This window comes from Burkholderia sp. AU16741, assembly GCF_002223345.1.
Classification (GTDB): domain Bacteria; phylum Pseudomonadota; class Gammaproteobacteria; order Burkholderiales; family Burkholderiaceae; genus Burkholderia; species Burkholderia sola.
In genome coordinates, this window is sequence record NZ_NKEZ01000007.1 from 735,865 (window position 1) to 749,375 (window position 13,511).

14 protein-coding genes and 1 pseudogene are annotated in these 13,511 nt (G+C 67.3%); 14 read left to right on the forward strand and 1 reads right to left on the reverse strand.

Annotated elements, in window-relative coordinates:
- Window positions 1-25 precede the first annotated feature (25 nt).
- Both CFB89_RS20180 and CFB89_RS20185 read left to right on the forward strand, forming a co-directional pair.
- Window positions 26-490, forward strand: a complete 465-nt coding sequence (locus tag CFB89_RS20180) for an Lrp/AsnC family transcriptional regulator (protein WP_089469371.1) — start codon at window positions 26-28, stop codon at window positions 488-490.
- 102 nt (window positions 491-592) lie between these two features.
- Window positions 593-1,012 (forward strand): annotated as a pseudogene (locus tag CFB89_RS20185) (amino acid permease); the annotation flags it as partial.
- 88 nt (window positions 1,013-1,100) lie between these two features.
- Here the strand turns inward: CFB89_RS20185 and CFB89_RS20190 are convergent.
- Window positions 1,101-1,826 (reverse strand): glutathione S-transferase, encoded by a 726-nt coding sequence (locus CFB89_RS20190; RefSeq protein ID WP_089469372.1) that lies wholly within the window; start codon window positions 1,824-1,826, stop codon window positions 1,101-1,103.
- A 402-nt stretch (window positions 1,827-2,228) separates the two neighbouring features.
- Here CFB89_RS20190 and CFB89_RS20195 point away from each other — a divergent pair, with 402 nt between their 5' ends.
- From CFB89_RS20195 to CFB89_RS20245, 12 genes are all read left to right on the forward strand, one after another.
- Window positions 2,229-3,047 (forward strand): hypothetical protein, encoded by an 819-nt coding sequence (locus CFB89_RS20195; RefSeq protein ID WP_089469373.1) that lies wholly within the window; start codon window positions 2,229-2,231, stop codon window positions 3,045-3,047.
- 41 nt (window positions 3,048-3,088) lie between these two features.
- Complete coding sequence (locus tag CFB89_RS20200) at window positions 3,089-3,847, forward strand: Tat pathway signal protein (RefSeq protein ID WP_089469374.1); 759 nt, start codon at window positions 3,089-3,091, stop codon at window positions 3,845-3,847.
- A 214-nt stretch (window positions 3,848-4,061) separates the two neighbouring features.
- On the forward strand, window positions 4,062-5,477 hold the full coding sequence (gene leuC, locus CFB89_RS20205; protein ID WP_089469375.1) for a 3-isopropylmalate dehydratase large subunit: 1,416 nt from the start codon (window positions 4,062-4,064) through the stop codon (window positions 5,475-5,477).
- On the forward strand, window positions 5,474-5,620 hold the full coding sequence (locus tag CFB89_RS20210; protein ID WP_089469376.1) for an entericidin A/B family lipoprotein: 147 nt from the start codon (window positions 5,474-5,476) through the stop codon (window positions 5,618-5,620). Before leuC ends, CFB89_RS20210 begins: the two co-directional genes overlap by 4 nt.
- Before the next feature lie 68 nt (window positions 5,621-5,688).
- The gene (leuD, locus tag CFB89_RS20215; protein ID WP_089469377.1) at window positions 5,689-6,339 is read left to right on the forward strand and encodes a 3-isopropylmalate dehydratase small subunit; all 651 of its coding nucleotides are present in this window, start codon (window positions 5,689-5,691) and stop codon (window positions 6,337-6,339) included.
- Between the two features lie 79 nt (window positions 6,340-6,418).
- Window positions 6,419-7,486 carry a 3-isopropylmalate dehydrogenase gene (leuB, locus tag CFB89_RS20220; RefSeq protein ID WP_011548096.1) on the forward strand — a complete coding sequence of 356 codons (1,068 nt, stop codon included), beginning with the start codon at window positions 6,419-6,421 and terminating at the stop codon, window positions 7,484-7,486.
- Window positions 7,487-7,610: 124 nt separating this feature from the next.
- Window positions 7,611-7,730 carry a hypothetical protein gene (locus tag CFB89_RS20225; protein WP_006756675.1) on the forward strand — a complete coding sequence of 40 codons (120 nt, stop codon included), beginning with the start codon at window positions 7,611-7,613 and terminating at the stop codon, window positions 7,728-7,730.
- An 85-nt stretch (window positions 7,731-7,815) separates the two neighbouring features.
- Window positions 7,816-8,937, forward strand: coding sequence for an aspartate-semialdehyde dehydrogenase (asd, locus tag CFB89_RS20230; RefSeq protein ID WP_089469378.1), 1,122 nt, complete (start codon window positions 7,816-7,818; stop codon window positions 8,935-8,937).
- Between the two features lie 205 nt (window positions 8,938-9,142).
- A complete protein-coding gene (locus CFB89_RS34985) occupies window positions 9,143-9,403 on the forward strand; it encodes a hypothetical protein (RefSeq protein ID WP_179233457.1) in 261 nt (86 codons plus the stop codon).
- A gap of 437 nt (window positions 9,404-9,840) precedes the next feature.
- Window positions 9,841-11,973, forward strand: a complete 2,133-nt coding sequence (locus CFB89_RS20235) for a FimV/HubP family polar landmark protein (protein WP_089469379.1) — start codon at window positions 9,841-9,843, stop codon at window positions 11,971-11,973.
- Window positions 11,973-12,785: a tRNA pseudouridine(38-40) synthase TruA gene (gene truA / locus CFB89_RS20240; RefSeq protein ID WP_179233483.1), complete on the forward strand. Its 813-nt coding sequence runs from the start codon at window positions 11,973-11,975 to the stop codon at window positions 12,783-12,785. The genes CFB89_RS20235 and truA overlap by 1 nt, the downstream gene beginning before the upstream one ends.
- Window positions 12,782-13,483: a phosphoribosylanthranilate isomerase gene (locus CFB89_RS20245; protein WP_089469381.1), complete on the forward strand. Its 702-nt coding sequence runs from the start codon at window positions 12,782-12,784 to the stop codon at window positions 13,481-13,483. Before truA ends, CFB89_RS20245 begins: the two co-directional genes overlap by 4 nt.
- The last annotated feature ends 28 nt before the right edge of the window (window positions 13,484-13,511 follow it).

The following is a 13,511-nucleotide window of genomic DNA, read 5'->3' on the forward strand; positions in this document are numbered from 1 at the left end:
CACGACCCGACCGGAGCGAACGCGGATGACCGACAGGAAGATGCGGCTCGACAAGATCGATCTCAGGATTCTCGACATTCTGCGCACCGACGGGCGAATTTCCTACCGGAAGCTGTCGGAACTCGTGAACCTCACGCCGCGGCCGTGCCAGGCGCGCGTGGAGCGGCTCGAGGCGCTCGGCGTGATCGAAGGGTACCGCGCGGTGATCAACGCGCCGCGCGCGACCAAGCTGATCGTCGTGATCGCGCAGATCGTGCTGGCCGACCACGGGCGTTCGCAAGCGCCGTTCGAAGAGGAAATGCGCGCGAGTCCGTCCGTGCTCGATTGCTGGCTGGTGAGCGGCACGTTCGATTTTCTGGTGCGGCTCGCGTGCGAGGATCTCGACGAGTACCGGCGGATCGCGAACGCGTGGCTGGAAAGCCCGCGGTTCCGGATCGAGAAGATCGTGACGACGGCCGAATTGCAGGCGATCAAGCGCAGCGTCGTGTGATGCGACCGGCCCGGCAGGGCCGGTTTCGATGCGAATGACCCAGGCAATCGATTTGCATTCCAGATGAAATCGGCTGGCCGGCTCACAATCGGGGTGAACACTATGGATGCCATGCAAGCGGCAGCGGAGACGGCCGCACCGTCCGGGACGACGCTGAAGCGCCATCTGCAGGGCCGCCACATCGCGATGATCGCGATCGGCGGCTCGATCGGCACGGGGCTGTTCGTCGCGTCGGGCGCGTCGGTCGCGCAGGCGGGGCCGGGCGGGGCGATCGCCGCGTATGTCGCGATCGGGATCATGGTCTACTTCGTGGTCACCAGGCTGGGCGAGATGGCCGCGCTGATGCCGGTATCGGGCTCGTTCGCGATCTACGGCGAGAAGTACGTCGACGAAGGCTTCGGCGTCGCGCTCGGCTGGACCTACTGGTACAGCTGGGCGGTGACGATCGGGATCGAGCTGGTCGCCGCGCAGATCGTGATGCGCTACTGGTTTCCGTCGGTGCCGGGCGTGTGGTGGGGCGCGACGCGGCCGCCGCGCGGCATGGGCCGCCGCACTGATCCTGCGTGCGATCCCACCGGCGCGCGTACGTTCTTCGGTACGTGCCGGGCCGTTACTTGTCCAGCTCCGGATAGTGCCGGAAGATCCCCATGTCGTTGAACGGTATGCGGCGTTCCGACTCGAGGTAGCGCGCGACGGGCGGATGTCGCGCGACGCGATCGTGCAATGCGACGAGCGCCGCGATCTTGCGCTCCGCGCGCTTCATCGCTTTCGGGAACGCATAGCGCAGGCCCTCGATCAGCTGGAACATCGTCAGGTCCGCGTAGCTGAGCGCGCTGCCCGCGATATAGCCGCTCTTGTGCGGGTTCTGTTCGAGCACGCGATCGAAGTAGCCGAGGAATTTCGGCAGCCGGTTCTCGAGGAAATCGGCCGCGCGCTCGGCCGCTTCCGCTTGCTGGTCCTCGTAGTACAGGCCGCTGCCGATCGGATGGTGCGTGTCGTGGATCTCGGTGATGAAATCGGCGGCGGTCAACTGGATCTGGTGCACCCACAGCCGGCCGGCTTCGTCGTCGGGTGCGAGCCCGAGCCGCGGGCCGAGAAACAGCAGGATGTTCGCGGTTTGCCCGACGACCACGTCGCCCGCCTTCAGGAACGGCGGCGCGAACGGCACGCATTCGGCCTTCGCGCTGTCCATCATGCGCATCATGGCCGACACGCCCATCCCGCGCCCCGATTCGCGCGCGACGTCGACATAGTCGGCGTCGGCTGCCTCGAGCGCGAGCCGCACGTACTCGCCGCGGCCCTGGATCTCGGGCCAGTAATAGAGTTCGTATCGCATGCTGTTCTCCTGTTCGTTGCGCCGAATGCTGTCGGCTGCGTGACGACGGGGCGGCCATGCGGCGCCCGCTGCGAATAGACAGTCTAGGAGATCGTCGGAAAAGTTCCGCGTGCGTCGTGCGCCACGCGCCGGCCACCGGCGAAACAACAGTGCGATGCGCTTGCCACCGATGAAACGGATTCGTCCATCGGCGAAGCGCAGCGGCGGCCGAACGGATCCGATCGGTGTTTTCACCGCAATTTAACCAACGCCGCCTACGATCGCGCTTCACCAGCCGGCGATGCGTCGCGATGCCGATGCGTGCGTGGTTGCTCGATGGCCTTTCCTCTTGACCCCGCGAAATCCGGCGGTCGCGCCTGTGGTCGGGCGCGTTCGTGGTTCGCATCCTTTCGTCCCGCACTCATGAGTCAACATACCCCGGCTTCGTCCCGCAGAACGTTCCTTTGCACCGCGTCGGCCGCGGCGGCTTCATTGCTCGGCGCATGCGGCGGCGACGGCGTCACGTCGGCGCCGATCGGCGACGCCGCGCTTGCCGCGCAGATATCCGCGAAACTGAACGCCCAGCTCGGCGATGCGGCGACCGTCGATGCGATCGTGCCGGCGATGACCGACGTCGGCTTCACGTGGGCGCTGCCGACGGTGCCGGCCGCCCAGATCGGCGCGATCGTCGCGTACAGCTTCGGCAATCGTCCGAACGCGGCGAGCGGCAATACGTCGAGCACCGGCGGCAACCAGTCCGCGCTGCCCGATCCGGGGCCCGTGAACGAAGCGCTTGCGGACGCCGTGTTCCGCATCCGCCAGTTGAAGCCCGTCAAGGTGTACGCGCAGTGGGAAATCGCGCGCTTTCTCGTATCGAAATACGGGCTGGGCGCCGACGTGCTGTCGTCGATCGAACCGGTGACCGCGAGCGACGGCTCGATCGTGTACCTGAGCACCGCGGGCGTCGCCGCCGTGGCCGTATCGCGCGCGGGCGGCGCGGCGGCGATGGGCGCCGTCGCGGTGGTCGGCCATCGCGATCATGCGAAGCGCTGCATCCAGACGTCGCGGCAGGCGGGCATGCAGGCGGCCGCGGTCGCCGAGGTGCCGCTGCCGACGACGTACGACCCGCAGTCGGGCCAGCCGTGGACGCGCAACCGCAGCCTCTATCTCGTGCACGACATGTATGCGCAGATGCTGACGCGCGCGATGACCGCGACGATGCAGGCGTTCCCGAAGGGCTGAGACCTTCCCTCGTTTCTCATTCGAATTCCCTATCCCTGACCATGACGAACCGCCGCCATTTCCTGGCTTCCACTTCATTGCTCGCCGCGTCGTGCGCCGCCGCCGCACCTGCTTTCGCGGACGACGCGCCCGTTTCCGACGCGGAACTGCAGCGCCAGATGCTCGGCAAGCTGACGAACGAACTGAACGATCGCGCGACCGCCGCCGACGAAACCGGTTACCTGCTCGACACGTTTTTCTCGTGGACGCCGCCGACCGTCGATGCTGCCGCCATCAACGCGATTGCCGCGTTCGGTTTCGGCGGTCGCGCCGGCACATCGGCTGCGGCGCCGGTGCCGGGCCCCGTGAACGAGGCGATCGCCGATGCGGTGTTCCAGCTTCGGCAGAAAGTCGCGGCGCCGGTCTTCGCGCAGCAGGAAGTCGCAAGCATGCTCGCGTCGAAGTACGGACTGACGGCTGGCGTGACGTCGATCGCGACGCCCGCCGCAGTCGCCGGCAGCCCGATACCGACGCCCGACGGCGTGGTCGCCGCGATCGTCAGGCAGGCTGGGTCGGCCACGGCGCTCGGCAAGGTCGGCGTGGTCACGCATCGCGACCAGGCGTCGCTCGCCGTGCGCGTGTCGAACGCGGCGGGGATGCAGGCGGCGGTGCCGGCCGGACTGGCGCTGCCGGGCATCTACGATGCATCGGCCCAGCAGCCGGCGATGCGGCGGCGCGATCTTTACCTGATGAGCAACGCCGGCATGCAACTCTCGATGCTGCGGCTCGCGCTGATCAATCGCGAATATCCGAACGGGTAGGCGAGGGGCGAACACGGGCACCGCACGCGCAATCGTCTCGCGCCGGATCGTGTGTGCCCGTTTTGGCTGGTAATGCCGATACAGGTATTGGCACTACCAGCCAAACCACTGTTTTTAATGGGTTTTTTCGCGTCCGGCCCGCGCCGGCGCGCGTTCTGCGTGGCATAATCGACCGCATCCGCAAGGCTTGTAGTCACAACGACCCCGCATACCCATGGCACAGACTCTCTACGACAAACTGTGGAACACCCACGTGGTCCACACCGAGGAAGACGGCACGACCCTGCTCTACATCGACCGTCAGCTGCTGCATGAAGTCACGAGCCCGCAAGCGTTCGAAGGGCTGAAGATCGCGCAGCGTCCGGTGTGGCGCATCAGCGCGAACCTGGCCGTGTCCGACCACAACGTGCCGACCACGGACCGCAGCCACGGCATCGCCGATCCCGTCTCGAAGCTGCAGGTCGACACGCTCGACGCGAACTGCGACGCTTTCGGTATCACGCAGTTCAAGATGAACGACATGCGCCAGGGCATCGTCCACATCATCGGGCCGGAGCAGGGCGCGACGCTGCCGGGCATGACGATCGTGTGCGGCGATTCGCATACGTCGACGCACGGCGCATTCGGCGCGCTCGCGCACGGCATCGGCACGTCGGAAGTCGAGCACGTGCTCGCGACGCAAACCTTGCTGCAGAAGAAGAGCAAGAACATGCTCGTGAGGGTCGAGGGCGCACTGCCGCGCGGCTGTACCGCGAAGGACATCGTGCTCGCGATCATCGGCAAGATCGGCACCGCGGGCGGCACGGGCTACGCGATCGAATTCGGCGGGTCGACCATTCGCGCGCTGACGATGGAAGGCCGCATGACCGTCTGCAACATGGCGATCGAGGCCGGCGCGCGCGCAGGCATGGTCGCGGTGGACGACACGACGATCGAATACCTGAAGGGCCGTCCGTTCGTGCCGACCGGCGCGGAATGGGATCAGGCCGTCGAGTACTGGCGCCAGTTCAAGTCGGACGACGGCGCGCAGTTCGACCGCGTGGTCGAGCTGAACGCCGCCGAGATCGTCCCGCAGGTCACGTGGGGCACGTCGCCGGAAATGGTCACGTCGATCGACGGCCGCGTGCCCGATCCCGAGCGCGAGAAGGATCCGGTCAAGCGCGACGCGATGGAGCGCGCGCTGGCGTACATGGCGCTCGAGCCGAACACGCCGATCGAATCGATCAAGGTCGACAAGATCTTCATCGGCTCGTGCACGAATGCGCGAATCGAGGACATCCGCGCGGCCGCGTACGTCGTGAAGAAGCTGAACCGTCGCGTCGCGTCGAACGTGCGGCTCGCGATGGTCGTGCCGGGCTCGGGCCTCGTGAAGGCGCAGGCCGAGCGCGAAGGGCTCGACAAGGTGTTCACCGATGCGGGCTTCGAATGGCGCGAGCCGGGCTGCTCGATGTGCCTCGCGATGAACGCCGACCGGCTCGAGCCGGGCGAGCGTTGCGCGTCGACGTCGAACCGCAACTTCGAAGGGCGGCAGGGCGCGGGCGGTCGCACGCACCTCGTGAGCCCCGCGATGGCGGCGGCCGCGGCGATCGAAGGTCACTTCGTCGACATTCGCCAGCTGGGGAACACGTGACGGCATCGAAGGTCATCGCGCGGCTGGTCGCCGCGCTGGCGCTGGCGGGGTTGGGCTTCGGCCTGGCCGGCTGCAATACCGTCCAAGGCTTCGGGGAAGACGTCAACGCCGCCGGCAACGCGCTGAAGCGCGCCGCGGAGTGACGTTTCCCGCCGAGAATTTGTCGATGTGCGCCGGCTGACTGCCGGCCCTTCAACCGGATAGACGGATCATGGAAAAATTCACTGTACATACCGGCGTCGTGGCGCCGCTCGATCGCGAGAACGTCGACACCGACGCGATCATCCCGAAGCAGTTCCTGAAGTCGATCAAGCGCACGGGCTTCGGTCCGAACGCGTTCGACGAGTGGCGCTACCTCGATCACGGCGAGCCGGGCCAGGACAACTCGAAGCGTCCGTTGAACCCGGATTTCGTGCTGAACCAGCCGCGCTACCAGGGCGCATCGGTGCTTCTCGCCCGCAAGAACTTCGGCTGCGGCAGCTCGCGCGAGCACGCGCCGTGGGCGCTGCAGCAGTACGGCTTCCGCGCGATCATCGCGCCGAGCTTCGCGGACATCTTCTTCAACAACTGCTACAAGAACGGTCTGCTGCCGATCGTGCTGACCGAGCAGCAGGTCGATCACCTGTTCAACGAGACGGTCGCGTTCAACGGGTTTGAACTGACGATCGATCTCGACGCGCAGGTCGTGCGCGCGGGCGACGGCCGCGAGTATCCGTTCGAGATCGCCGCGTTTCGCAAGTATTGTCTGATGAACGGCTTCGACGACATCGGCCTCACGCTGCGCCACGCGGACAAGATCCGCCAGTTCGAGGCGGAGCGGCTCGTGAAGCAGCCTTGGCTCGACACCAAGCTGGTCGGCTGACGTCGCCTTCGAGGCGGGCGCGCTTTTCGCGCGCTCGCCGGCCTGCCTCCATCACCATCTACCCAGTCAGGAATTTCGCATGAAGATTGCAGTGCTGCCCGGCGACGGCATCGGTCCGGAAATCGTCAATGAAGCGGTGAAGGTGCTGAACGCACTCGACGAGAAGTTCGAACTCGAACAGGCGCCGGTCGGCGGCGCGGGCTACGAGGCGAGCGGCCATCCGCTGCCCGACGCGACGCTGGCGCTCGCGAAGCAGGCCGACGCGATCCTGTTCGGCGCGGTCGGCGACTGGAAGTACGACTCGCTGGAGCGCGCGCTGCGCCCCGAGCAGGCGATCCTCGGGCTGCGCAAGCACCTCGAGTTGTTCGCGAATTTCCGCCCGGCGATCTGCTATCCGCAGCTCGTCGATGCTTCGCCGTTGAAGCCGGAGCTCGTCGCGGGCCTCGACATCCTGATCGTGCGCGAACTGAACGGCGACATCTACTTCGGTCAGCCGCGCGGCGTGCGCGCGGCGCCGGACGGCCCGTTCGCCGGCGAGCGCGAAGGTTTCGACACGATGCGCTATTCGGAGCCGGAAGTGCGCCGCATCGCGCACGTCGCGTTCCAGGCCGCGCAAAAGCGCGCGAAGAAGCTGCTGTCGGTCGACAAGTCGAACGTGCTGGAGACGTCGCAGTTCTGGCGCGACATCATGATCGACGTGTCGAAGGAGTACGCGGACGTCGAGCTGTCGCACATGTACGTCGACAACGCGGCGATGCAGCTCGCGAAGGCGCCGAAGCAGTTCGACGTGATCGTCACCGGCAACATGTTCGGCGACATCCTGTCGGACGAAGCGTCGATGCTGACGGGCTCGATCGGCATGCTGCCGTCGGCATCGCTCGACAAGCACAACAAGGGCCTGTACGAGCCGTCGCACGGTTCGGCGCCGGATATCGCCGGCAAGGGCATCGCGAACCCGCTCGCGACGATCCTGTCGGCCGCGATGCTGCTGCGTTACTCGCTGAATCGCGCCGAGCAGGCCGATCGCATCGAGCGCGCGGTGAAAACGGTGCTCGAACAGGGTTACCGCACCGGCGACATCGCGACGCCGGGCTGCAAGCAGGTCGGCACGGCCGCGATGGGCGATGCGGTGGTCGCCGCGCTGTAAGCGCATGGCGATGAAGTGCGGTAATTGATTCATGTGGAAAAGGGCGCGAACGGGCCGTCAAAATCGGCTGGTTCGCGCACGGTTGGCCGTTGTGCGGGCCACCGGCTTTGTGTAGACTCGAACGATGGCGCTGATTTCCCTGATCTCCCCGGTCCTGAAACTCCACGGCAACACTGCCCGTGCGGGTGCGCGCGCCATCGTCATCACGAAAACCATTACCACGAAAACGATCATTAAACGCTGATCGCCGTCGTGCCCGCCTGTTTCCCCGCGCGGTCACGCGGGGACGGAAATGGCGGGGAAGCTCCATTCAAAGCAAAGGGTTAGTCATGAACGTAGGTCTCGTAGGTTGGCGCGGCATGGTCGGCAGCGTCCTGATGCAGCGCATGCAGGAAGAGGGCGATTTCGACCTGATCGAACCGGTGTTTTTCAGCACCAGCAACACGGGCGGCAAGGCGCCGTCGTTCGCGAAAAACGAGACCACGCTCAAGGACGCGACCAACGTCGACGAGCTGAAGAAGTGCGACGTGATCATCACGTGCCAGGGCGGCGACTACACGAACGAGGTCTTCCCGAAGCTGCGCGCGGCCGGCTGGAACGGCTACTGGATCGACGCGGCATCGTCGCTGCGGATGCAGGACGACGCGGTCATCATCCTCGATCCGGTCAACCTCGACGTGATCAAGGACGCGCTCGTCAAGGGCACGAAGAACTTCATCGGCGGCAACTGCACGGTCAGCCTGATGCTGATGGCGCTCGGCGGCCTGTTCCGCGAGAACCTCGTTGACTGGATCACCGCGATGACCTACCAGGCCGCATCGGGCGCGGGCGCGCAGAACATGCGCGAGCTGCTGTCGCAGATGGGCACGCTGAACGGCGCGGTGCAGGAACAGCTCGCCGATCCGGCTTCCGCGATCCTCGACATCGACCGCCGCGTGCTGGCCGCGATGAACAGCGACGCGATGCCGACGAGCCACTTCGGCGTGCCGCTCGCCGGTTCGCTGATTCCGTGGATCGACAAGGATCTCGGCAACGGGATGTCGAAGGAAGAGTGGAAGGGCGGCGCGGAAACCAACAAGATCCTCGGCAAGCCGGCGATGGGCGAGCCGGGTTCGATCCCGGTCGACGGCCTGTGCGTGCGGATCGGCGCGATGCGCTGCCACTCGCAGGCGCTGACGATCAAGCTGAAGAAGGACGTGCCGCTCGACGAGATCAACGGCATCCTCGCATCGGCGAACGACTGGGTGAAGGTCGTGCCGAACGAGCGTGAAGCGTCGATGCGCGACCTGTCGCCGGCGAAGATCACCGGCACGCTGACGGTGCCGGTCGGCCGCCTGCGCAAGCTCGCGATGGGCGGCGAATACCTGTCGGCGTTCACGGTCGGCGACCAGTTGCTGTGGGGCGCGGCCGAGCCGCTGCGCCGCATGCTGCGCATCCTGCTCGACAAGTAAGCACGCCGGCTGTCCGGCCTGCGGGCCGGCTGCACGATACGACGCGCCGCGTCGGCCTCGAGATTCGGGGCCGGCGCGGCGCGTTTTTCATGCGCGATTCAGCGCAGGTTCAGCAGCGTGTGGTCGACGGCCTGCTGGGTCTTGATCGTCTGCGCATTCGCCTGGTAATTCCGGCCTTTCCGGCATGGGCGAGCGCGGGGTCGACATGTACCGATTCCTGTTTGAAGGCGATCGTATCGACGGGAATTATTGGGTCTGTGTAATTTTGTGTGATGCAATTGAATTAATGCAGAAAAAATCGATTTTGTATGGGCAATGGAGCGTGCGGAAGGCGGCCAAAGCCATACGGGGCGGGGATTTGGTGGTGTGGATTTTTACTTCTCCTATAAGAGAGGGAAATTGCCTTCTTATCGACGAATTGGAATTGATTGGAGCGGAGTGGGGCGTTGGTCGGAATGGGTTTTGATTTTTGCGGCTGCTCATTCATTAACGACGGGCGAGGTGAATTGTCGAGGCCGCGTTTTCGATTCTGTCGCTGCGACCCTGCGGCGGACGCCCGCTGAGCGCAAGAAAGCTGCGTCATTCGAGCGGGGCGCGAGGTTGCCGCGAGACGGCTTTCAACTGAGGTACGCAGGTCGTTTTGACCGATCGGGTACATGGGCTGCGGGCACGCGGACTCGCGCGGCACGAGCGCCCGCCTGCGCCCGGCCGTACCCCCGGCCGTACGTGTCGGGCGACGAATTCGGCCGGAATCCGATCGTGTGAAGTAAACTACGCGGTTACGACGCACAGACCCGCCGAAAGCGTCGCGTTCCGCGCGACGCTTTTGCATTTCTGCGGCACTTTATTGACGCTTCCAACCGCGAATCCGAGCCGCGCCCGTGCGCGGCGATAGAGCCAACGATGTCCCGAATTTCCTTGTTTCCGCGCCAGTCCCGTCTGTCGCGCGCCGTGCGTGGCGCGCTGGCGATCCTGGCGCTCGGCGCAGCCGCATCGGCGTGGGCCGTCGGCACCGGCGACCTGCCGGCATCCGGCGTCGGCGCCGCCGCACCGCTTACCGTGACGGTCCAGCCGGGCCAGTCGCTGAACGACATCGCGAAGGCGGCCACGCAATCGCACGATCCGGCCGTGCTCGCGCGCGCCGGGCGTGCGCTGTTCGACGCCAATCCGCAGGCGTTCATGAAGCGCGATGCGAGCCGTTTGAAAGTCGGCGCGACGCTGACGGTGCCCGCGCTCGACGCCACCGGCGCGGCGCTCGCGCCGGCCGGCGCATCCGCTGCGTCGGGTACGGCGGCCGCGTCCGCGCCCGCCGCCGCATCGGGCGGGGCGGCGATCGCGCAGTACGGCGCATCCGCGCCGCATTCCGGTTCGGCCGCGCAACCCGCGCCGGTGGCGCCGGCCGCGCATGCGGCTTCGGCGAGCGGGGCGAGTGCCGCGACGGCGGCAGCGGCGGGCGCGTCCGTTTCGAGCGGCGTTTCGGCGTCGATCGGCGCGTCGGCTACCCATGGCGCGTCGGCTGTCGATGGCACGCAGCCGGCTGCGCCCACGGGCGGGGCGAGCGGTCCGCATGTATGGAGCGGTGCGATCCAGTCGGCGCCGTCGTCCGCGAGCGAGGCCACGGCGCAGTCGATGCCGGGCAACCCCGTTTCCGGCCTGCGCGAGCCGGCCGGCGCAGCGCCCGCCGTGGGTGCGTCGCAGCCGCGGCCGTCGAGCCTGCAGCAATTGCTCGCGTTGAAGAACCGCGTGCTGATGGAGTTGCAAAAGCACGGCATCGGCAAGCCGGCGACGACGACCGGCGTCGCGCCTGCTCCGGCGCCCGCCGCGCCTGCGGCCGCGAGTGACGCGGGTGCATCGGCCGCTGCAGCGAGGGCGGACGAAGCCGCGTCGGGAGCGGCAGCCAGTGCGCCGCAACCGGCATCGGCGTCCGTGCAACCGGTCGCGCCTGTCGCGACCCCGGCGCGTCGTACCGAACAGATGGACTGGCGCCCGGCCGCCGCGGCCGGCGCTGCCGTGATCGTGCTCGCGGCCGGCTTTGCGTGGCGCAAACGCCGGAAGGGGCGCCGCGCGGGTGAGGCGGGTTCTGCTGCGACCGCGGCTGCAGTAGGCGCCGCCGCTGCTGCAGAAGCGCAAGCCGCGCCGTCCGTCGAACCCGAACTGCCGATCACGCCCGAGATGCCGGTCGCACGCGATGCGGCAGCCGACATGAATCTCGCCGAGGCGACTGCCGCCGCGGCGGAGACGATCGAGCCGCCGGCAGCGGATACGTCGCCCGCGCCCGAAATGGCGGCGCTGCGCGACGAGTCGCCCGAACTGCCGGCTGCTGACGCTGTCGTGTCGGCCGCGAACGAGGTGACCCCGGTTTCGGCTGAGACCCCGCACGACGCAGAACCGGCGGAAGAACCTCCTGCCGCCGATGAGCCGGCCGAGCCGACCGTCGCACCTACCGCACCTGCTGCGCCTTCGAGCACCGACGCGCAGCACGCGGCACTGATGCAGAACGCGATCAGCGCGCTCAACAGTCTCGACATGCCGTTGCCGCCGCGGACGGGGGACGAGCCGTCGACGGCGGCGGAGGAACCGTCTGCGCGCGCACCGCAGTCCGACGCCGATGAAATTGCAACTAACGGTCAAGCCGCCCAGCACCCGCCGATGAGTGCGGCTGAAACGACACCGGAACATCCAGCCGACCAGGACGACGAGTTCGACTGGGATCCGGACGCGGCGACGCCTGTCGGCCAGGCGGGTATCCCGCCTGCGACAACTTCGCTGCCGCCGCTTGGCGGCGCGCAGTTCGGCGCGCTGAAGCTCGACTTCGATCTCGACCTCCCGTCCACGCCGGGCGTCGCGTTGCCCGCGCTCACGCCGGACGAGCTCGCGCGCATCGCCCGCAACAAGCTCGACCTCGCGGCCGAGTACGTCGAACTGGGCGACCTGTCCGGCGCGCGGACGCTGCTGCAGGAAGTGGTCGACGCGAACGACGCCGCGACGCGCGACGATGCCCGCGCGCTGCTCGCGAAACTGGCGGACGAGGCGTGATGCGGATCGCGCTGGGCATCCAGTACGACGGCGCGGCGTTCTGCGGCTGGCAGGCGCAGCCGCACGGCAAGACCGTGCAGGACCGGCTCGAACATGCGCTGGCCGAGTTCGCGCGGGTGCCGCTGCATACGACGGTGGCCGGGCGGACCGATACCGGCGTGCACGGGCTCGGGCAGGTCGTGCATTTCGACACGGATCTCGAGCGTGAGGTGTTCTCGTGGGTGCGCGGCACCAATGCGTTCCTGCCGCCGACCGTGTCGGTGCAGTGGGCGAAGCCGATGCCGGACACGTTCCATGCGCGCTTCTCGGCGTTCGAGCGCACCTATTACTACGCGCTGTACGTGCATCCGGTGCGTTCGCCGATGCTGGCCGGGCGCGCGGGCTGGATCCACACGCCGCTCGATGACGACGCGATGCGCGCCGCCGCCGCGCACCTGATCGGCGAGCACGACTTTTCGTCGTTCCGGTCGTCGGAATGCCAGTCGAAGACGCCGGTCAAACACCTGTATCAGATCGACGTGCGGCGCGCGGGGCATTTCCTCCATTTCCGCTTCCGCGCGAACGCGTTCCTGCATCACATGGTGCGTAACCTGATGGGCTGTCTCGTCGCGGTCGGGCGCGGCCGCTATCCGGCCGACTGGCTCGCCGACGTGCTGGCCGGTCGCGACCGCAACCTCGCGGCCCCGACGTTCATGGCCGACGGGCTGTACCTCGCCCACGTCGGCTACCCGGCGGAATTCGCCGTCCCGCCCGCGCAGCTCGGCAGCGTGCCGTGGAGCAGCGTCTGGGCGGATCTGGACCCACAAACATGACGGAGCACGCCGTGTCTTCTTCGACTTCCGCCGCGGCCGTCCTGCCGCCGCGCACGCGCATCAAGCTGTGCGGGCTGTCGCGCCCCGAGGACGTGCTGCACGCGGCGGCGCTCGGCGCCGACGCGATCGGCCTCGTGTTTTACCCGAAGAGCCCGCGCGCGGTGACGATCGCGCAGGCGGCCGAGCTGGCGAGCCTGGCGCCGCCGTTCGTGTCGGTGGTCGGGCTGTTCGTGAATGCGACGGAAGCCGAGATCGAAGCCGTCGTGCGCGACGTGCCGCTCACGATGCTGCAGCTCCACGGCGACGAGACGCCGGCGCAGTGCGACGCGCTCGGCCGCGCGGCCCGCCTGCCGTGGCTTCGCGCGGTTCGCGTCGGCCCCTCGACGCAGCGTGCCGATTTGGTAGAATCGGCTCTTCATTATTCGAAAGCGCGCGGCCTCCTGTTCGACACTTTGGTGCCGGATTACGGCGGTAGCGGCAAGGTCTTCGATTGGTCTCTTATTCCCGCAGAGCTCGCGCGTCGGGCCGTTTTGAGTGGTGGCTTGAACGCGCAAAACGTCGGTGATGCGATCCGCCAGCTGTGTCCGTTTGCTGTCGATGTCTCGAGTGGCATCGAAGTGGAGGGCGCGAAGGGCGTGAAGGATCACGCCCGGATGGCGGCGTTCGTACGCGCGGTGCGCGAAGCGGACGCCGGGTGATGCAAGCCGGTGCGGCCCCGAAAGCGGG

Bases quoted from the DNA above. Each gene is read 5' to 3' on its own strand.
- CFB89_RS20180 (WP_089469371.1), top strand. From the start codon at position 26: ATGACCGACAGGAAGATGCGGCTCGACAAGATCGATCTCAGGATTCTC.
- CFB89_RS20190 (WP_089469372.1), bottom strand. From the start codon at position 1,826: ATGCGATACGAACTCTATTACTGGCCCGAGATCCAGGGCCGCGGCGAG.
- CFB89_RS20195 (WP_089469373.1), top strand. From the start codon at position 2,229: ATGAGTCAACATACCCCGGCTTCGTCCCGCAGAACGTTCCTTTGCACC.
- CFB89_RS20200 (WP_089469374.1), top strand. From the start codon at position 3,089: ATGACGAACCGCCGCCATTTCCTGGCTTCCACTTCATTGCTCGCCGCG.
- leuC (WP_089469375.1), top strand. From the start codon at position 4,062: ATGGCACAGACTCTCTACGACAAACTGTGGAACACCCACGTGGTCCAC.
- leuD (WP_089469377.1), top strand. From the start codon at position 5,689: ATGGAAAAATTCACTGTACATACCGGCGTCGTGGCGCCGCTCGATCGC.
- leuB (WP_011548096.1), top strand. From the start codon at position 6,419: ATGAAGATTGCAGTGCTGCCCGGCGACGGCATCGGTCCGGAAATCGTC.
- CFB89_RS20225 (WP_006756675.1), top strand. From the start codon at position 7,611: ATGGCGCTGATTTCCCTGATCTCCCCGGTCCTGAAACTCCACGGCAAC.
- asd (WP_089469378.1), top strand. From the start codon at position 7,816: ATGAACGTAGGTCTCGTAGGTTGGCGCGGCATGGTCGGCAGCGTCCTG.
- CFB89_RS34985 (WP_179233457.1), top strand. From the start codon at position 9,143: ATGTACCGATTCCTGTTTGAAGGCGATCGTATCGACGGGAATTATTGG.
- CFB89_RS20235 (WP_089469379.1), top strand. From the start codon at position 9,841: ATGTCCCGAATTTCCTTGTTTCCGCGCCAGTCCCGTCTGTCGCGCGCC.
- truA (WP_179233483.1), top strand. From the start codon at position 11,973: ATGCGGATCGCGCTGGGCATCCAGTACGACGGCGCGGCGTTCTGCGGC.
- CFB89_RS20245 (WP_089469381.1), top strand. From the start codon at position 12,782: ATGACGGAGCACGCCGTGTCTTCTTCGACTTCCGCCGCGGCCGTCCTG.